At 63.4% G+C, this 18,285-nt stretch carries 17 protein-coding genes; 8 read left to right on the top strand and 9 right to left on the bottom strand.

The genetic code is table 11. The features are described 5' to 3' along the window. Nucleotides 1-105 precede the first annotated feature (105 nt). Nucleotides 106-2,154, bottom strand: coding sequence for a M20/M25/M40 family metallo-hydrolase (locus CXR25_RS17440; RefSeq protein ID WP_101583529.1), 2,049 nt, complete (start codon nucleotides 2,152-2,154; stop codon nucleotides 106-108). Between the two features lie 413 nt (nucleotides 2,155-2,567). On the opposite strand from CXR25_RS17440, the gene CXR25_RS17445 reads away from it, so the two are divergent. Both CXR25_RS17445 and CXR25_RS17450 read left to right on the top strand, forming a co-directional pair. After that, nucleotides 2,568-3,674, top strand: a complete 1,107-nt coding sequence (locus CXR25_RS17445) for a VIT1/CCC1 transporter family protein (protein WP_009882288.1) — start codon at nucleotides 2,568-2,570, stop codon at nucleotides 3,672-3,674. Between the two features lie 48 nt (nucleotides 3,675-3,722). Beyond that, nucleotides 3,723-4,607, top strand: coding sequence for an aminotransferase class IV (locus CXR25_RS17450; protein WP_009882287.1), 885 nt, complete (start codon nucleotides 3,723-3,725; stop codon nucleotides 4,605-4,607). On the opposite strand, the gene CXR25_RS17455 is transcribed toward CXR25_RS17450, so the two are convergent. Further along, nucleotides 4,594-4,836 (bottom strand): hypothetical protein, encoded by a 243-nt coding sequence (locus tag CXR25_RS17455; RefSeq protein WP_009882285.1) that lies wholly within the window; start codon nucleotides 4,834-4,836, stop codon nucleotides 4,594-4,596. The genes CXR25_RS17450 and CXR25_RS17455 overlap by 14 nt on opposite strands. A gap of 197 nt (nucleotides 4,837-5,033) precedes the next feature. On the opposite strand from CXR25_RS17455, the gene CXR25_RS17460 reads away from it, so the two are divergent. Next, nucleotides 5,034-5,333 (top strand): DUF4235 domain-containing protein, encoded by a 300-nt coding sequence (locus tag CXR25_RS17460; protein WP_009882283.1) that lies wholly within the window; start codon nucleotides 5,034-5,036, stop codon nucleotides 5,331-5,333. Nucleotides 5,334-5,354: 21 nt separating this feature from the next. Here the strand turns inward: CXR25_RS17460 and CXR25_RS17465 are convergent, their stop codons facing one another. Further along, complete coding sequence (locus CXR25_RS17465; protein ID WP_226830090.1) at nucleotides 5,355-6,242, bottom strand: type I 3-dehydroquinate dehydratase; 888 nt, start codon at nucleotides 6,240-6,242, stop codon at nucleotides 5,355-5,357. Between the two features lie 49 nt (nucleotides 6,243-6,291). Between CXR25_RS17465 and CXR25_RS17470 the strand changes: the two genes are divergently transcribed. The 5 genes from CXR25_RS17470 (at nucleotide 6,292) to CXR25_RS17490 (ending at nucleotide 11,390) form a co-directional block, all read left to right on the top strand. After that, nucleotides 6,292-7,092, top strand: coding sequence for an alpha/beta fold hydrolase (locus CXR25_RS17470; RefSeq protein WP_096157716.1), 801 nt, complete (start codon nucleotides 6,292-6,294; stop codon nucleotides 7,090-7,092). Nucleotides 7,093-7,487: 395 nt separating this feature from the next. Further along, nucleotides 7,488-8,798, top strand: coding sequence for a quaternary amine ABC transporter ATP-binding protein (locus tag CXR25_RS17475; RefSeq protein ID WP_096157717.1), 1,311 nt, complete (start codon nucleotides 7,488-7,490; stop codon nucleotides 8,796-8,798). Beyond that, the gene (locus CXR25_RS17480) at nucleotides 8,798-9,697 is read left to right on the top strand and encodes an ABC transporter permease (RefSeq protein WP_096157718.1); all 900 of its coding nucleotides are present in this window, start codon (nucleotides 8,798-8,800) and stop codon (nucleotides 9,695-9,697) included. Before CXR25_RS17475 ends, CXR25_RS17480 begins: the two co-directional genes overlap by 1 nt. Nucleotides 9,698-9,754: 57 nt before the next feature. Beyond that, nucleotides 9,755-10,663 (top strand): glycine betaine ABC transporter substrate-binding protein, encoded by a 909-nt coding sequence (locus CXR25_RS17485; protein WP_101638897.1) that lies wholly within the window; start codon nucleotides 9,755-9,757, stop codon nucleotides 10,661-10,663. 154 nt (nucleotides 10,664-10,817) lie between these two features. Next, nucleotides 10,818-11,390 carry a methylated-DNA--[protein]-cysteine S-methyltransferase gene (locus tag CXR25_RS17490; protein WP_226829650.1) on the top strand — a complete coding sequence of 191 codons (573 nt, stop codon included), beginning with the start codon at nucleotides 10,818-10,820 and terminating at the stop codon, nucleotides 11,388-11,390. Between the two features lie 61 nt (nucleotides 11,391-11,451). On the opposite strand, the gene CXR25_RS17495 is transcribed toward CXR25_RS17490, so the two are convergent. The 6 genes from CXR25_RS17495 to CXR25_RS17520 form a co-directional block, all read right to left on the bottom strand. Beyond that, complete coding sequence (locus tag CXR25_RS17495; RefSeq protein ID WP_206430639.1) at nucleotides 11,452-12,771, bottom strand: Dyp-type peroxidase; 1,320 nt, start codon at nucleotides 12,769-12,771, stop codon at nucleotides 11,452-11,454. Further along, nucleotides 12,761-13,369 carry a copper chaperone PCu(A)C gene (locus tag CXR25_RS17500; RefSeq protein ID WP_009882272.1) on the bottom strand — a complete coding sequence of 203 codons (609 nt, stop codon included), beginning with the start codon at nucleotides 13,367-13,369 and terminating at the stop codon, nucleotides 12,761-12,763. The genes CXR25_RS17495 and CXR25_RS17500 overlap by 11 nt, the downstream gene beginning before the upstream one ends. 230 nt (nucleotides 13,370-13,599) lie before the next feature. After that, the gene (locus CXR25_RS17505; RefSeq protein WP_009882271.1) at nucleotides 13,600-14,247 is read right to left on the bottom strand and encodes a hypothetical protein; all 648 of its coding nucleotides are present in this window, start codon (nucleotides 14,245-14,247) and stop codon (nucleotides 13,600-13,602) included. A 117-nt stretch (nucleotides 14,248-14,364) separates the two neighbouring features. Further along, entirely contained in the window at nucleotides 14,365-15,000 is a 636-nt protein-coding gene (locus tag CXR25_RS17510) for a hypothetical protein (RefSeq protein WP_125240817.1), read from the bottom strand. A gap of 5 nt (nucleotides 15,001-15,005) precedes the next feature. After that, nucleotides 15,006-16,247, bottom strand: a complete 1,242-nt coding sequence (locus tag CXR25_RS17515) for an N-acetylglucosamine-6-phosphate deacetylase (protein ID WP_240513647.1) — start codon at nucleotides 16,245-16,247, stop codon at nucleotides 15,006-15,008. Between the two features lie 16 nt (nucleotides 16,248-16,263). Then, nucleotides 16,264-18,285, bottom strand: a complete 2,022-nt coding sequence (locus CXR25_RS17520; RefSeq protein WP_069601072.1) for a S9 family peptidase — start codon at nucleotides 18,283-18,285, stop codon at nucleotides 16,264-16,266.

Genomic DNA, 18,285 nt, shown 5'->3' on the forward strand with positions numbered 1-18,285 from the left:
AAGTACTCCGCCGACTGAGCGGGAGCGTCTCACCACAGAAGGTGAATGGGCACGCGGGCCGGTGAACTTTTTCAGTCACCGGCCCGCGTGGTCTGCGGAGGAGGCTCAGGCCTTACGGCGGCGAGCTCCCATGGTCATGATCACACCGAGCAGGATGAGTGCTCCGGCCGAGATCACGAGAGGCAGCGCCTCGTTACCGGTACGCGGAAGGTCTCCCCCACCGTCGCCGGCACCGGGGCCGTCACCTTCGGCGACGACGTCGAACGAACCGGTCAGCGGATCTCCGCCCTCACAGTCGACGGTGACATCGTAGGCGCCGATGTAGTCATCTGCGGCCGACTTTTCGAGACCGCGCACTCCGAACTTCGCCACAGAATCGGCATCTGCCGTCGCGGTCTGCTCGAACTTCTCGATCTTTCCGTTCTGCGGATCGACGGTCATCGTTGCGGTCGTGTCGGCGGTGCAGCCGGCAGCCGCGACCTGAACGCCGGTCTTCCCGACGAAGTCATCCACTTCGATCGTCGTCGGATCGATGTTCAGGCTGCGCTCGCTCGGGTCATCGGTCGGGTCGTCCGTCGGATCGTCCGTCGGGTCATCGGTCGGAGGATCCGTGGGATCAGTGGGCGGATCCGTGGGATCGGTCGGTGGATCCGTCGGGTCCGTCGGAGGATCGGTCGGCTCGTCCACCAGATCATAGGCCAGCGTGTGGACTGCGAAGCCGATGGCGGGAGCGAAGATGTCGACGGACTCCTTGCTCACGTTCTCGATCGTGTCTGTGGGCTGGTGGTAGTTCGTGTCGTGCTTGTCGCCGACCGTACCGCCGAACCACTCTGCTTCCTGTTCGGTCTTCGTGCCATCGGCGCCGGAGAACAGTCCGCTGGCGGGAATGCCGTTGTCGATGAACGCCTGGTAGTCAGAACGTCCTGAGAAGTCCGTTCCGACATTGGGCTGATCGATATCGGCGAAGTAGTCGGTGAAGATCCCTTCGAGCTCCGCGGACCCTTCGGGCACGTTGACCCCGTCGGGGATCGGCACATCGGAACCGTCGGAGTCGAGGGTGCCGACGATGTAGTTGTCGGATCCGATCATGTCGAAGTTCATGTACGACTTGACCTTCGACAACTCTGCCTCGCCGAGGTTCTCCACGTAGTGGGTCGATCCGACGAGTCCGACCTCTTCGGCTGCCCACCAGCCGAAGCGGATGGCGTTGTCGGCTTCGGTCGGCTGCTCGGCCAATGCCTCGGCGCTGGCCAGCAGTGCGGCCGATCCCGAACCGTTGTCGTTGGCTCCTGGACCTTCGGCGACACCGTCAAGGTGAGCGCCGAACATCTGGACGTTGTCGTGGTCGCCGGCCTTGGTCTCGGCGATGACGTTCCAGGTCGTCGAGGTGGTGTATTCGGTCTCGAGCGTGAAGTCCGCCAACAGTGGCTCGCCCTCGGCCGCAGCCTCGATCTTCGTCAGCAGATCATTGCCGACGTTGTAGCTGACACCGACGGTGGGTGCGCCGTTCTCAATACGCTCGCCGAGAGTGGCGTTGAGTGGCTCATCGGGTGCGGAGGTGTCGTTGTTGTAGAGGATGACCGCTGCGGCTCCGGCGTCCGTGGCTGCCTGGGTCTTCTCTCCGAAGGAGCAGGTGCCGCGTGCGACGAGGACGAGTGCGCCCTCTGCGCTGTCGTCGAAGTCGCTGGCAGCACAGCCGAGCTGTCCGCCGGCCAGGTCGCTGTAGTCATCATCGACCGGCAGCGCCACAGGCAGATCGGTCAGTGGTTCCTCGGTGCCTTCGGTGTAGCTGGCCTCGGTGACCTCGAGATCTTCGCCGTCCACATTGACAGCGACCTCGCCGAATGTCTGGTTGTCGACCTCGAAGGCCTGACGTTCGACGTCGAAGGCGCCGGTGGCCTCGAGCGTCTGCTCGACGTACTCAACGGACTCCTCATAGCCGGGCGTTCCCAACGCGCGGAATCCCTCGTCGGCGTGGGAGGTCGAGATATCGGAGATCTTCTGCAGATGATCCATCACGGCGTCGCCTGTGACGCCCATATCGGTGTGCTCGGTCGGTCCCGCGTTCCCGGCGGCCAGGGCCGGACTGAATCCGCCGAGAGCCAGACCGGTGGCAGCGGTGACCGCCAACCAGGTTTTAGTACGCAACTTCATGGAGTTCCTTTCGCTCCTCAGGTGCCAGACGAACCATGATTGCTCTTCGCGCACGACTGCGAGCGGGCATCTCTGACCGCGTCCGGTCATCGACCGGACGTCACCCACGGGGTAATCGCAGCACACAAATAGCTGAGCGCGAACCGGAGGCACCGACGCTGTCAGAAATTCGCAACAGCAGCGGTGCCGACCTGTCGAGCTCAAGGGGAAGCTTGATTCTCACGTTTCGCGATGACTTCGTCATTGGTAACGAAATACATACATCTATAACGAAACGGTGACACAACTCACATTGAGCTTTAATCTAGTCTACCCCCTGGCCGATTGAGGTAACGAATTGATAACAACCAATACTTAGTCGATTGCGCAAGTGTTGAATTCAGATGCCTAATCCCAGTAGAATCAGACCAGTGATGAACAACGAATCCACAGCCCCCGAAGCGCGTCCTGAGCCCGATCGCAGGACCATCAGACGCTGGCAGAGATACCTGGCAAATGAGCGTCTCGAAGAGCGCGTCTACCGCAATCTGGCCGACCGCCGCTCAGGCGAAGATCGGGAGATTCTCCTGGCCCTGGCCACCGCCGAGTCCCGACATCAGGAACACTGGATCGGCCTCCTCGGCGAGCATGCGCAGAAGAAGCGGACCCCCGATCTCATCACTCTGAGCCTCGCGTTCCTGGGACGACTCTTCGGCTCGGTCTTCGTTCTCGCGCTGGCACAGCAGTCGGAGACGAGCTCACCGTATGACGATGAGGAGGCCGCGTCGGCAGAGATGGCAGCCGATGAGCGGATCCACGCCGAGGTTGTCCGTGCTCTCGCGGCCCGTTCCCGAGCCCGCCTGTCAGGAAACTTCCGTGCAGCGGTCTTCGGTGCCAACGATGGACTCGTATCCAACCTCGCACTCGTCCTCGGCGTGGGCGCCGCTGGGGTGGGCAACCACGTCATTCTCCTCACCGGCGTCTCCGGCCTGCTCGCCGGAGCCCTGTCCATGGCGGCCGGGGAGTACATCTCCGTGCGGTCCCAGCGCGAGCTGCTCGATGCCTCGACGCCGGATCCTGAATCGCGCCATGCACTGGCCGATCTCAACATCGACGCCAACGAGCTCGCTCTCGTCTTCCGCGCCAGGGGCATGGACTCCCCTGAAGCCGATGCTCGGGCACATCGGACGATCGCAGCAGCCAAGAACAAGAACGTGGCTCCTCAGCTGCCCAGCCTCGACTCCGGCGTCGACCGCGACGAGCTGGGCACCGGCTTGGGGGCATCGCTGTCGAGCTTCGCCTTCTTCTCCTCGGGCGCCCTCATCCCGATCCTGCCCTATATCTTCGGCATGTCCGGTCTGCCCGCCGTGTTCCTCTCTGCCGGCCTCGTCGGCATCGCACTCCTCTTCACCGGCGGCACCGTCGGCCTGCTCTCCGGAACCGCTCCGGGACCCCGCGCCCTGAGACAGCTGGCAGTGGGATTCGGTGCAGCAGCCGTGACATACGCTCTCGGCCTCCTGTTCGGCGTCAGCGCAGGCTGAGCGCAGCAGCCGCTCGGCGCAGATTTTCTCAGAACCTAGACTGTCGTTATGACCGATGCTCTTGTCCTCATCGACCCTGCCGCATCCACTGTCGAGGTGGCCGATCTCGGCGCACCCCAACTTCCCGTCACGGATCTGTCGGCCCACCGCGGAGACGGCATCTTCGAAACCGTCCTCGTACGCATCGGCGACGAGGTGACCGTGGTGTCTCACGACCGTCATTTCGAACGGTTCTGCGCCTCCGCCTCGGCGCTGGGCCTGCCCGAACCGGAACCTCAGCTATGGGATCGCGGACTCGATACCGTGATCACCGAGGTGCGCGCGGCCGATCCGAACCTCACCGAGTTCGGGGTCCGCTACGCACTGTCGCGCGGAACGCAGAACCCAGACGGCAGTCAGAGTCCGCGCGGATGGGCATTCAACGTGCCCGTCGATGAGAAGATCACGCACGCTCGGGCAGAGGGGATCTCCGCCGTCAGCCTCGACCGCGGCTACGACGCCTACCTCGGCACCAAGGCACCCTGGCTGCTCATCGGAGCCAAGACCCTGTCGTATGCGGTCAATCAGGCCGCAGGCAGGTATGCGGCCGAGCAGGGCGCAGACGAGGCCCTCTTCGTCTCCCATGACGGCATCGTCCTCGAAGGGCCGACGTCGAACCTCATCATTCGCCGAGGCGACCGCCTCCTCACGCCGAATCCGGAAGCAGGTCTGCTCTCGGGCACGACCCAGCGCCTGATCTTCGACCATGCGGGAGAGCTCGGGCTCAATGCCGAATATGCGGACTTCGGCCTGAGCGAGGTGGTCGAGGCCGATGGCGCTTGGTATGTGTCGTCGATGCGCACGGCCGTGTCACTCAATCAGCTGGACGGGAACCCCATCCCGCGAGACGAGGAGCTGACAGCGGAGCTTCAGAGGCTGATCATGGCTGGCTGACGCCGTCGGCCGAATCCGCTGCCGAAGACCTCGGTGTATACCGGTTCGCTGCGGACCGAGGAGACGGCACGATCACCGTCAGGACCAGCGCGAGGATGCAGGCTCCGCAGCCGGCGAACCACAGGATCCAGAAGATGTCGGCGAGCAGCGGGAAGAGGCCCAGAACGAAACTCAGCGCGCCGAAGGCGAACAGCCCGGTGATGACCGCGACTTTCCATCTGCTGAGCATTCCAGCTCCTTTCGTGCGCTGAAGCTTCAATCTATCGCTCGCATTCGCGCGCCACATCCCTCGAAAGTATGAAGTTCTGCCTCCTGCGTATGAATGGCTCTCCTGCGCTAGTGTGGTCACGTACGGATTCGCACCCCAGCGACATCTGCGCGGCGCATCATCGCCGCAGGCACAACGTCTAACGAAAGGACACGAGCATGGGAAAGCTCGCATGGCAGGTCATCGGCGTCGGAGCGCCCATCGTGGCAGCATTCGCGGCTCGCAAGGCGTTGACCTTCGCTTGGGAGAAGTCGACCAAGCGTCCCGCACCGAACAACCCAGTCGATGACGAGATCTCGATGTCCGAGGCGCTGGCCTGGACCATCGTCTCCGGCGTCGGCGTCGCAGTGGCGCAGCTCGTCGTGCAGCGCGTCGCCGCCAGCACCGTGCGCAACAGCTTCGGCGACGACGCTCTGCCCAAGAAGTTCCGCAAGCAGATCGAAGAGGGCGTCGACTGATCGCTCGGTCCCGCTGACGCGTCAGCCGTAGAGTTCGTCGATCACCCCGGCCAGATCCGCCACTGCGATCTGGCCGGGCGCCGACGACTCCCCCAGCTGTGCAAACGTTGCGCAGCTTCCGAAATCAGCGCCCATGATCCGACTGGCTCGGCCCAGCTGCCCCATCGAGATCCCGAGCACCGGTATCCCCAGAGTCTCTTCTGCTCGCGCCGTGGCCCCCAGCAGCTCTGCGACATCGGCACCGCTCGTGGGCATCATCGCAATCTTCGCCACATCCGCCCCGGCATCAGCCATCGCGGTGAACGTGGCGCCCATCGCTTCCGCCGAATCCGTTCCGGCGAAATTGTGGTGCGAGGCAACCACTGAGATCCCTCGATCTTGCGCCGCCTCGATCAGCTCTGTCGCACCACTGCGTTCGATCTCGACATCAAGTGCCCACGTGACTCCCGCACTCCGCTTCGCCGGTCCTGATGCTCCGAGCTCTCCGGCCAGCCCGGTGATGACTGTCCTCAGAATCTCTGTGTAGACGTCTTCGCCCACCTCGGCCTGCCCGCCTTCGAACCCTGTCCGCAGCGTGATGAGGACCGGAAGTCCTGCTGTGGTCACATGTGGTGCCAGGTTCAGGACAGCCTCGGCGAGGTCCCGGGGTTCCGTATTGCGAACGCTCGCGATACCGGCGATCACGGGATCGATGCGCCATTCGATGACGTCGACGACACCGGCATCGGCGATGGCCCCGCACTGCCGGGCGATCTCCTCGGGCGCAGTGGCCTGAACAGGGACGATAATGGCCGGTCGCCGCGGATTCGCAGGCGTCGGTGTCGCAGCCGCCTGCGTCGTTGCCGGCGCGGACGTGTCGACAGCTGCCCGGTGGTCTGCGGCATCATTGAGGAACGGCAATTGCTTCATGGCCCAAGCCTAGGCGCTGGGGCCCCGCACCAGTGAAGAGGAACACCACGTGGAGACCAGGGATCAGCGCACCATCACCGCTCGCGACGGTTTTCCACTCGAGGTCCAGGTCAGCGGGCCGCCTGAGGCGCCGGCTCTGCTTCTCCTCCAGGGGCAGTCGAACTCCCATCGCTGGTGGGATGAGCTGCGCGCGGACTTCGAACCGCAGTTTCGCACCGTCACCTTCGACTACCGCGGCACCGGCGGCAGCCGTGGCGAACTGACCGAGCTCTCGACCGCGAGCTTCGCCGCTGATGCCGCCGAGGTTCTCGATCATCTCGGCATTGCGCGCGCTGCCGTCTACGGGACATCGATGGGCGGGCGTATCGCTCAGATGCTGGCGCTGGATTTCCCCGATCGTGTCGGCGCACTGGTGCTGGGATGCACGACCCCCGGGGGTCCGAATTCGGTCAAACGCCCCCGCGAGGTGGGGCAGTCCCTGGCGCGGCTACGCGGACGCGAACATACCCAGTATCTGTTCTCACTCTTCTATACCCCGAACTGGACCGTGGCTCCGCGGTACAGCAAACTGCTCGGCGACGACACGATGACCGCTCAGGAATCAGCGGCTCATCTGCGCATCAGCGCTCATCACAATGCGTGGGAGCGTCTGCCGGAGATCACTGTGCCGACGCTCATCGTCCACGGCGATGACGATCTCATGAATCCCGTCGACAATGCTCAGCTGTTGCATGAGCGCATAGCGAACTCCCGGATCCTCATCTGCCCTGGTGGTCGGCATGGTTTCTTCGAGGAATTCGCCGAGGTGGTCAACCCCGAGATCCTCGGATTCCTGGATACCGCTTTCTGAGTCTCAGTCGCTGAGCTCCTGATCCTTCCCTGGCACTGCGCCCTGTTGAGGGCTTTTTCAGCGGACGCAAAGCCTCGATCCGCATCAACAAACCACATTATGTAACAAATCGGATAAGGACATATCTATATGCGTCAAGAGCGGTTTGTAACAATCAAGTAACGCATAGATCTATATCGCCCCAGGTCAGGCGGGTCGTCAAGTCCGCAAAACCGCGTTCTATAGACAAAACTACTGCCGAGAATCCTGAAAAAAACTACAATAGGAAATGAGATATCCGTGTGCGGTGAGGCGAGTGAGCGATCGGCCCAGGTCGGATCGACCACCACCGCATCGCAAGGCGGGGGTGAAGCCTCGCGTTCTTGCGGAGAGTCAAGAATGTAAGGAGGAATCACGTGAGCGTTGTCAAAGCGTCAAACGTTTACAAAGTCTTCGGCAAGCGCCAGAAGGAAGTGGTCAAACGCCTCGAAGAAGGTGCCGATCGCGATGAACTCACAAAGCTCGGAACAGCCGCAGTCATCGATGCCAGCTTTGAAGTCGAGGCAGGGGAGATCTTCGTTGTCATGGGCCTCTCCGGCTCGGGCAAGTCGACGCTGATCCGTACACTCAACGGGCTGTGGGCTCCGACCACAGGATCAGTCGAGATCCTGGGCACAGACATCGCCAAGATTGATGCGGCAGCTTTGCGCAAGGTGCGCAGCGAGCACATCTCAATGGTCTTCCAGCACTTCGCGCTGCTCCCGCACCGGACGGTTCGCGACAACGCCTCCTACGCACTTGAAATCCGGGGGGCAGAGAAAGCCGAGCGAGACAGAGTCGCAGACCGCTGGCTCAAGGATGTCGGGCTCGAAGGCTGGGGAGACAAATACCCCGAACAGCTCTCCGGCGGCATGCAGCAGCGTGTGGGTCTGGCACGAGCTCTCGCAGCCGAAACCGACATCCTGCTGATGGACGAGGCGTTTTCCGCACTGGATCCACTGATCCGACGCGAAATGCAGGAACAGCTCGTTGAACTGCAGCGCGAACTCAAGAAGACCATCATCTTCATCACACACGATCTCAACGAGGCGATGTTCCTCGGCGATCGGATCGCGGTCATGCGAAACGGACGCATCGTCCAAGTCGGGTCCCCAGAGGAGATCCTCACCGATCCCGCAAATGACTACGTGGCACAGTTCGTCCACGACGTCGATCGTGCCCGTGTCCTGACAGCGAGCAACGTGATGGAGAAGGCACGACAAGTCGTGACCAATCAGAACGGGCCGCGAGTTGCACTGCGAAACATGCGAGAGAGCAACGCTTCGGCAATCTATGTCACCGACCGTCACCGCAAATTCCTCGGCGTCGTCAGCGATCGCGATTGCATCGACCACCTCCGCCGAGGTGCGAACACACTGGACGAGATCATCAAACCGTTGGCGACACCGGCATCGCCGGAGGACCTGCTCATCGAGCTGTTCCTACCGTCCTCGGAATCACCTCTTCCGGTGCCAGTGACGAACGACGAAGGACACCTCGTCGGAGTCGTGCCTCGCGCCACCTTGCTCGCCGCACTGGGCAACCAGAACGGGGACGAAGAGCAGGCCCACGATGACACCAGCCTCGAGTGGACTGCGCCGGTGGACACAGGACTCATCGATCAGGTCCTCGCCGAAACCGATGATGCGTCAGAAGCCGGAGCAGCAAGAGGGAAGGGTGAACTCTAATGGAGAACATCAGAATCCCAGTAGGAATCTGGGTCGACACCGTCTTCGACTGGCTGAAAGACAACGTCGCCTGGTTCTTTGACTTCATCACCTTCCTCTTTACCTTCCTCATCGACACGCTCACCAATGTGCTGGTCGATCTCCATCCACTCGTCATCATGGTTCTGCTTGCACTCATCGGCTGGGTCCTGCGGTCGTGGCAGATGGCGCTGGGTACATTCATCACCTTGTTCTTCATCGTGACGATGGATCAGTGGGTGCCTTCAATGCAGACTCTGGCACTGGTCATCATCGCAGCGATCATCGCAGTCATCATCGCGATCCCGGTCGGTATCCTGGCGGCCAGGAACGATACGGCTTCTGCCCTGATCCGGCCGGTGCTCGACTTCATGCAGACCATGCCGGCATTCGTCTACCTCATTCCCGCGGTCACCTTCTTCAGCATCGGTGTGGTGCCCGGCCTCGTATCAACGGTCATCTTCGCTCTCCCTCCAGGCGTGCGATTCACGGAACTCGGTATTCGCGGAGTCGACTCGGAGACGGTCGAAGCCGGACAGTCCTTCGGTGCAACACCCGGGCAGATCCTCAGGGGCGTCCAATTGCCCCTCGCCACGCCCACAATCATGGCCGGCATCAACCAGGTCATCATGCTCGCCCTGGCCATGGCCGTCATCGCCGGCTTCGTCGGAGCCGATGGCTTGGGCAAGAACGTCGTCGAGGCTGTCGCCAGCCAGAACCTGCCCCTCGGCGTCGAATCCGGACTCGGCGTGGTCATCATTGCCGTCTACCTGGACAGAGTGACAGCTGCGTTGGGAACTGCAAAGGACTTTCCGAACTCGCTGATCGCCACATTCCGCGGTCGCAGCGCCAAGAAGAAGGCCACTGCAGCACAGGCCTGACCATCCCCTCACCTTCATAGACAAAAGTTGTCGAACACAAGAGAAAAGGAATATGCAATGAAGAATAGATTTCTCACCACATTCATCGCTGGAGTCGCGGCTCTCGGTCTGGCCCTGACGGGCTGCTCGCAGGAAGCTGCCAAGGACGACGGCGGAGGCGGTGACAAGGGAGACATCAAGCTCGGCTATGTCACCGGTTGGACCGACGGTCAGAGCGTCTCGCTGCTGCTCGAAGATCAACTCGGAAAGCTCGGCTACAACGTTGAGACCGAGACCTTCAGCGACGCTGCTGTCCTCTACGCCGGCATCGCCAACGGCGACGTCGACATGTACCCCTCTTCCTGGCCTGAGGTCACACACAAGCAGTACATCGACAAATACGGCGACGATCTCTCCGATATCGGCGCGTACTACGACAACGCAGTGCTCACCATTGCTGTGCCGAAGTACATGAAGGACATCAATTCGATCGAAGACCTCAAGGGCAAGGGCAAGGACTTCGACGGAAAGATCATCGGCATTGAGCCCGGTGCCGGTCTGACCGCTGCCACGAAGAAGATGATCCCCGAGTACGGCTTGGACAAGGAGTACGAGCTCGTCACTTCGTCGACCGCAGCCATGCTCACCGAGCTCGGCAATGCCACCGACGCCGAAGAGGACATCGTCGTCACCCTGTGGCGTCCGTTCTGGGCAAATAATGCCTACCCGGTCAAGGACCTCGAAGATCCGAAGGGCGCGATGGGTGAGGCTGAGAAGCTGCACTTCACCGGCACCAAGTCGTTCGCAGAGGATTTCCCCGAGGCCGCTGACTACATCGGCAACATCAAGCTCGATGACAAGCAGTATGGTGACCTCGAGGATCTCGTCGTCAACGAACACAAGGATGATGGAGAAGCTGCCATTGCCGAATGGCTCAAGGCCAACCCTGACGCCTACGAAGGTGAAATCACCGACGAAGAGAAATGATCTTCTTCCAGGGGGATCAATCTTGAACTCCTGAATAATGCGAATGACCCTTCTGCTCACGTTCACGAGCCGGAGGGTCTTTCGCATAGTTCGGCCGCTGGTATGCGCTAACTTTGCATAAGGGGAACCGTAGGAACACAGGAGAGGCATGGCGATGAGTTCGAATGAGGTCCACTACGCGCACGCCGAAGCCGACTCCGCTCGGGCCACGATCTCTACTCCCGTCGGCCCGATCACCATTACCAGCAACGGCCAGTCCATCACCCACGTCGAATGGCGAGAGACGGACACAGAATCCGGTCAGCCTGACGGCACCAGCCTGCACACTGCTGGCCCCGGCTCTGACCACCGTGATCCTCTCCTCGCCGAAGCACTGAGCCAGCTTCGCGCTTACTTCGACGGCAGTCTCAGCACCTTCGACCTGCCCATAGACCTGGGCCAGATCTCCGCGGTCGCGCGGACGGTGCTCACCACTCTCGACGAGACGGTCGAGCCGGGCACCACGGTCACCTACGGCGAGCTTGCCCGGCGCAGCGGGACTGGAATCCCTGCACGGGCAATCGGCAGCATCATGGGCATGAATCCACTTCCTCTGGTCATCGCTTGCCATCGAGTCGTGGCCAGCGATGGGCTGGGCGGCTACTCTGGCGGTCGTCGTGGCGAAGGATTGGCCACGAAGCACTGGCTGCTCGAGTTCGAGGACGCACTCCCCCGCCCACTGTTCTGAACCAGTGACGCACCTGAGAAGGCACTCGCCTCATCCTCTCGCAGCCAGCGCAGTGTCGGCCTCAGCCCTCGAAGAGGCTCTGCCCGATGTACTCCCCTTCTTCGATACCGGGCGGAACCGCCCACACAGTCGACCCGATCGGCGTGGTCCACTCATTGAGCAGATCCACCTCGGCGAGCCGGCGTTGGATCGGCAGAAACTGCCGTTCGATGTCGGCCTGGAATGAGGCGAACAGCAGCCCGGCGCCCTCCTCCGCACCTGTCTCGTAGTTGAACGTTCGCCGATGGATCTGCGCCTCCGGGCCCAGCCCATCACGAGCCCTGGCCACGTGCGAGGCCGCCGAGATCTTCGTCAGACCCCGCCTGTCGACCGCACCGAAGTCGGGAACATCAAACTCGTCTGTTCCTGACAGCGGCGCACCCCGGTCGAGGGTCCGTCCCGTCGCGAACTCACGTGCCGGCCGGTCAGCCTTGTCCCAGGTGTCGAGGTTCATCGCGATGTCACGCAGCACCAAGGTCGTTCCCCCGCGCATCCAGTCAGGCAGATGCGCGCCGAGGTTGTCCGGCGGTTCCCCGCGCGCGGAGTACACCGCATCCGTCCGACCGGTGCCCTGTCCCCAGATGATGCGCGCGAAATCTTCGGATCCGGAACCGGGATTGGCGGTCCCGTCCAACTGTCCGAAGAGGTTCCGCTGGGTCTTTCCCTCTCCCTGGCTGCCGTAGGACCGGCGGAAACCCTCTCTCTGCCAGGCCACCTCGGCGAAGTTCCGGGAATCCTTCCACAGCATCCGTCTCGCATGTGCCAAGGTCAGCGGATCGTCACCGCAGATCTGCAGCAGCAGATCCCCGGTGCACCGCTCGGGATCGAGATCGTCGATGGAGAACTTCTCCAGCGGGCCCAACCACGTCGGCACAAGTTTCTGTCCTGCCAGCTTCACGAGGCCGCGGCCGAATCCGAACGTGACCGTCAATCGCGCAGGGTCGTGGGCGAGTTCGGGTTCGGAGTCAGCCAGCGGCCCGCTGCCCTGAGTCAGGGCGGCCGCGTCTGCGGTGAGCAGTCGCAGCCAGCGGACCACCTCGGCGGCCTTGATTCCGGTCTTCAACGTCAGCGCCAGGAAGTGCGCGTGCGCCTGAGGAGGGGTTTCGACTCCAGACTGGTGAGGACCGTAGAACGGTTCGGTGAGCGGACCGTTTGCCCCGCTGAGATCACGGGACGGCGCGGCCTCGGCACGGTCTGTGACACGGGATCGCCCGATGCCGAATCCTGCGACGGCTCCGACGACTCCCGTCCCTCCGGCCGCAGCCGCCGATGCGATGAGGCCTCGGCGGCTGAAGCCGTGGGGACGGGGCGCGGAGTCGCTGGGCTCAGACTCAGTGGTCACCGTGTTCCCCGTGGTCCATCTCGTCATGGTCCATGTCCCCGTGATCCATGTCCTTGTGGTCGGCTCCGTCGCCTTCGTCGTCGGCCTCGCCCGGGGCGTAGTCCTCCTGCGCACCCGAATAGTCCTTGGCGATGGCGGTGACCGGGAAACTCTGCTGATCGGCGGTGACAAGCTCTAGTGAGATCTCCTCACCGGGTTTGATCGGCTTCGTCAGGCCCATGACCATGATGTGATCGCCACCGGGTTTGAGGCTCAGGGACTCACCCGCAGGAACCGTGAAGCCTCCCTTTTTCTCCTGCATCGACATTCCTCCGGAGTTGTCCTCAAGAGTCTCGTGGAGTTGGACCTGCTCCGCGTCATCGTATTTCGCTTCGACGAGGTTGATGTCCTCATCGCTGTTGTTCTTCAGTTCGCCGAATACAGCGGTCATGCCGTCGTCGGCGGCCTTGACCCAAGCGTTGTCGAGACTCAGTGAGTCGACGCTGACCTGGGACTTACTCGTTTCTTCCGGTTCACTGGCCTGGCTCTGGCCGCAGGCGCTGAGGCCGATCATGGCGGCAACGGACAGGGTGGCCATCAAGGTGGTGTTCTTTCGCATTTCGTCTGCACTTTCAGCTTGTCGGTGCAGCCGGGCACAGGTCTCGACGAATGTCGGCGCGGACGCGTTTAGTCGCGATCGGACGCGGTCTGATTGGTTCCGACGCGGCCCGATGCGATCGGTCGCATGGACGCGATCGGGCACACGGGACGGCTCGTCTGCGACAGTGTGTGGCTGTCACCAATGATGTGTGGGTCGGCGGAGTATCCGCCGGTGGTGAAGTTCTGAGCTCAGACGAGTGCGGGCGGACCGCGTCGGTAGTTCGGGCCGACGACGGCAGAGGTGATCGCCTGCGGCAGATGAAATTCGCCGTGGACGAGTCGGGCCGGGAACTCGGCCAAGACTCCGACAGCCTCGGCGAGGGACCGCAACGCGGTGGCGATCGGTCCCAGAGCCAGCTGCAGGATGGTCAGGATGATGTCTTCGCCGCGTTTGAGGACGACGGCGGTGACTACAACAGCGGCGACGTGGGCGAGCACCATGGCCAGGCCCGCACTCGAGCCGTCACCGGCCATGTGCGACATCGGCTGGGACATCGACCCGGTCTGGCTCAGGTCGAGGGCACCGGCCCCATGATTCATGTGGTGGTGGCCCATAGCGGTTCCGGTCGCCGAGGCACCGCTGGAGGCAGGTGCGGCAGTGAACCAGCCCATCGACAGGTGCATGAGGATCTGTCCCAGGCCCAGCAGCGATCCCAGTCCCAGATAGCCGAGCCGACGACCGGCGAGGATCATTGCGGCCCACAGGGCGAAGACGAAGACGATCGCAATGCCGACGACAGAGATCGAACCCCCGGCACCGACGTGCATGAGTACGGCGAGCAGGGTCGTCATGAGTGCGGCGAAGAGAGCACGCACAGACTTGTTCGACCCGGTCATGCCGCTCCTCTCCTGGGACTTCTCACACGGATGACATCATGGCTGAGCCTCAGAGGACTCAAAACTACTACTCAGTGTAGAACCAAGTGGGCCCCAGACGCCACAGCGATGGGGAGGTTACATCCTCAGCCAGGTATCGGCGGTCTTCTTGATCATGGCCCCGGCGGCCTCGGCCTCGTCCAGCCAGGTCACGGGCTGGCCCTCGAGGTCGATCACCGCGTCGGAGAGGACGATGACGTCGAAGTTGCACACCAGCGCGGCCATCGCCGAGGCACGAACCGAGCCTGGCAATTCGCCGCCCGCATCGTCATCAGCAGGATCTGCTTCGCCAGCCGAGTCTCCATCGTCAGAGACGCCCACATTCTCCCGGGTGCCTGCACCATCAGCAGCACCCGCACCATCCGCGCTGTCCGCCTCGTCCGAAGCGTCTGCGTCCTCGAGGGCTGCAACAGTGGTCACGTCCCCACCGGCGATGACGATGCGGTCAACGCCCATGTCGTGGAGGCCGGGAGCCAGGTCGCGGATGCCGTCGAAGACATCGGGCTTCTCTGAGCGCAGCACGAGATCTTCCTCGTCGGGGACGAAGATGGACAGTTCCTCATCGTCGATATCGACGAGTTCGTCCTTCGTCGAGGCGAAGATGAGCACACCGCCGACGGTGCGAGTGCGGCCGACGATGTCGACTAAGATCTCGGCGTTCTCGTCGGAGATATAACTGGCGTCGTCGGTGTCTATGAGGAGCAGGGCATCCATGTGTCCTATCGTGCCATGTTCTGTGCCCGGATGCTCATGTCCGCGTTCAGCAGCAGGTACTCGGCGGGCATCCCGGCGCGCAGCAGACAGTGCTCGTCTGCTGCGATGAGCCCGAGTGCTCGCAGGGGCACCAGGCTGGCGGCCTGGACGGCTGCAAGCGGGCTCATCCCCACCTCGGCGACCGCCCTCATCACCGCATCGTCCATGGTCAGGGTCGAACCGGCGATGGACCCCGTCGACCCGTCCTCGCCCAACAGTCGTGCCACCGAATCCTCGACCTGCACCGGCAGCGAACCGAGCATGTAGGCCCCGTCGGCCATCCCCGTCGCGGCCATGGCATCGGTGATCAGAGCGATCCTGCCGGGGGCCAGTTTCGCAAGCATCCGTGCCGGTGGCCCCGCCACGTGGACTCCGTCGTTGATGAGTTCGAGGCTGACGTGTCCGGCATCGACGGCGGCGAGGATCGGGCCGGGTGCCCTGTGGTGGATGCCCGGCATCGCATTGAACGTGTGGGTGAGGATGCGTGCCCCAGCCTCGAAGGCCCGCGCCGCCTCCTCATACCCGGCAGCGGTGTGGCCGATAGCCACGCTCACCCCCGCCGAGGCGAACCGTGAGATCGCGTCGATGGCACCGGGCAGTTCTGGGGCGATCGTGATCTGGGCCAGCGCCCCGTCGGCGGCGGCGAGGATCGATTCGACGGCCTCGGGTGTGGGTGCGGTGAGCACCTCGGGTGCGTGCGCGCCCTTGAAGTCCGGGGACAGGAAGGGCCCTTCGGCGTGGAGTCCCAATACGGCGGGGTTGTCGCGACAGAGCCTGGCCCCGGCAGCAAGGGAACGGCACAGGCCAGGGACGGTGTCAGAGACGTAGGACAGGGCGAGCGCCCGAGTTCCGTTCCGGCGGTGGACTGCCAGCACCTCTGCGAGCCCGGGTTCCCCGTCCTCGGCGCTGGAGCCACCGGCCCCATGGCAGTGCATGTCGACGTAGGCGGGTGCCAGATACGCTCCCTCGGCGTCGATGATCTGCACCGTCGCCGAGGTGTTCAGGTCCTTCCAGCCCATCCCACGTCCGCGTGCGATGACGGTTCCCCCCGCCGACGCGATCCAGTCATCCCCGGTGGCCGGAGTAGGGCCGTCCGAGATGGACCCGTCCGAGGCGACCCCAGTGGGATCGCCGTCGAGGATGACGGCGTTGTGGGTGATCGTGTCTGCGGGCATCATGTTGCTCACCAGAGTATTCTCCAAGGTCATCGCTGCAGTTGAGCCGTCACCCCAGAGTGCGGGCACGTTGGGCGTCGATGTCGAGGACATGTTTGTCGAGGAAGGCCAGGACCGTGCGGTACCAGACTTCGGCGTTGCCGCGACCGGTGATCCAGTGGCCCTCGTCGGGGAAGTACAGGAAGCGGTGCTGGGTCAGTCCGTCCGCATCCAGGGGTGTCTTGGACCGGGTGAGCAGGTCGTACCAGAGTTCCTGACCCTGACCGATGGGCACCCGGTAGTCCTTGTCGCCGTGGATGACGAGCATCGGCACCTCGATCCGGTCGGCGAACAGGTGCGGCGAGTAGGTCGACGACTGCGTCCGCATGGCCACGTCCCAGGAGGCGTTGTCCGTGGTCCGGCCCATCGACGTCGTGTTCCACAGGGAAGCGTGCGTGACGATGCACGCGAAGCGCTCACTGGTATGTCCCGCCACCCAGTTCGCCATGTACCCGCCGTAGGATCCGCCGGCCAGGGCCGTGCGCTGTGCGTCGATGTCGGGTCGCTCGATCGCCGCATCCGTGAGCGCGAGGATGTCCGTGAATGGCGCCCCGCCCAGCTCCTGTTGGCCACGATCGATCATCGCCTGGCCGTAGCCGGTGGAGATCGCCGGATCCGGCAGCAGCACCGCGTATCCGGCGGCGGTGAACGGTCCCGGATTCCACCGGTACGTCCAGGAGTTCCAGGACCCCCAGGGTCCACCGTGGGCAAGCACGACGAGGGGGAACGGCCCCTCCCCATCGGGCAGAGCCAACCAGGCACGCACCGCGGTGCCGTCATCACCTTCGGCGGCCACCTCGGCGAGGGTGCCTGTCCCGTCGATGACACTGGCAGGATTGGCCAGCTCGCTGATCTGCCCGGACACCAGGTCGATGGCGATGGGCAGGGGTGCGACGTCGATCGCCGAGGCGGTCGCCACGACCCGCAGTCCCTGCACCTGGAGCCCCGCAAAGGCATATTTCTGGCCGGGACCGCCCACCAGTCGCCGAGGCTGTTCGTCGGTGACATCGCCGATGAAGACACTGCCCCGACCGTGATCGTCAGCGGTCGCCACGATCGTCGAATCGTCGGCCCAGACAGGGTCGAACCAGTGATCGGCATCGGGCCAGACCGGGCTCAGCGACTCGGTAGCGAGGTCGAGGACCGTGAGTGCCGCGGACAGGTTCGTCGTCGACGTCCAGAACTGCTCCCGGGTGAGAAGGGCGCGGGTGCCGTCGGGGCTGATGGCGTCGATGCTGTAGGCGTGGTCGACAGCGGCCTCGATCAGGAGACGCGGTGCCCCATGCTTGTGCACGTCAATCTGCCAGATCTCGCTGGCCTCGAGCTGACCGGGGATCGGCTTCTCGACCTGCACGAGGACAAAGCGGGCCTCATCGTCAACCGCCCAGTCCACAAGTCGTCCGGGTGGCAGTGACAGGTAGCGGAAGGTGACTCCGGTGCCGCCTTGTGCGTCATCCGCGGCGGGTGCCTCGTCGAACTCTGCGGTAACCGCGTTCAGGTCTGCGATCGCGAGGGTCTCTCGCCCTGGTCCCAAATCGTGGTCCCAGCGGCGGATGGGGAATCCGGAGTGGAGGATGCCGCTGACCTTGGACTCTCTGCGTTCCCGGCTGTATTCCTGGTGCTCGTCCTCATCGGCAGCCCAGGTGTGGACGGGGGGCTGCGCGACCAGGGTCTGACCTTTTACGTCGAGCCGGGAGTAGCCGCCGTCGTGATCGGCGAGCTTGCGCGCCTCCCCGGTCTCCGGCAGCGCCCACAGGCTCGGGCTCTGGGCGTCCTTGCCGTCTTCGCCGATGCGTTTGGCCGCGAAGTAGATCGTTCCGGACTCATCGATCGTCGCCGGGCCGATGGATTGATCACCACGGGTGAGGCGCCGAGGACTCTCTCCGCCGATGTCAGCAAGGTGGGTGAGGTAGCTGTTGCCGTCGGAGTTGAGGAAGGAGTACTGGGCGATCACACGACCGCTCCGGTTCGTCAGGAGGCCCTGCAGGCGGCGCGCATCGAGGAGAGTGGTCACAGCGTCGTTGGTCGTCAT

The sequence above is a fragment of the Brevibacterium aurantiacum genome, from assembly GCF_003932995.1.
Taxonomy (GTDB): domain Bacteria; phylum Actinomycetota; class Actinomycetes; order Actinomycetales; family Brevibacteriaceae; genus Brevibacterium; species Brevibacterium aurantiacum.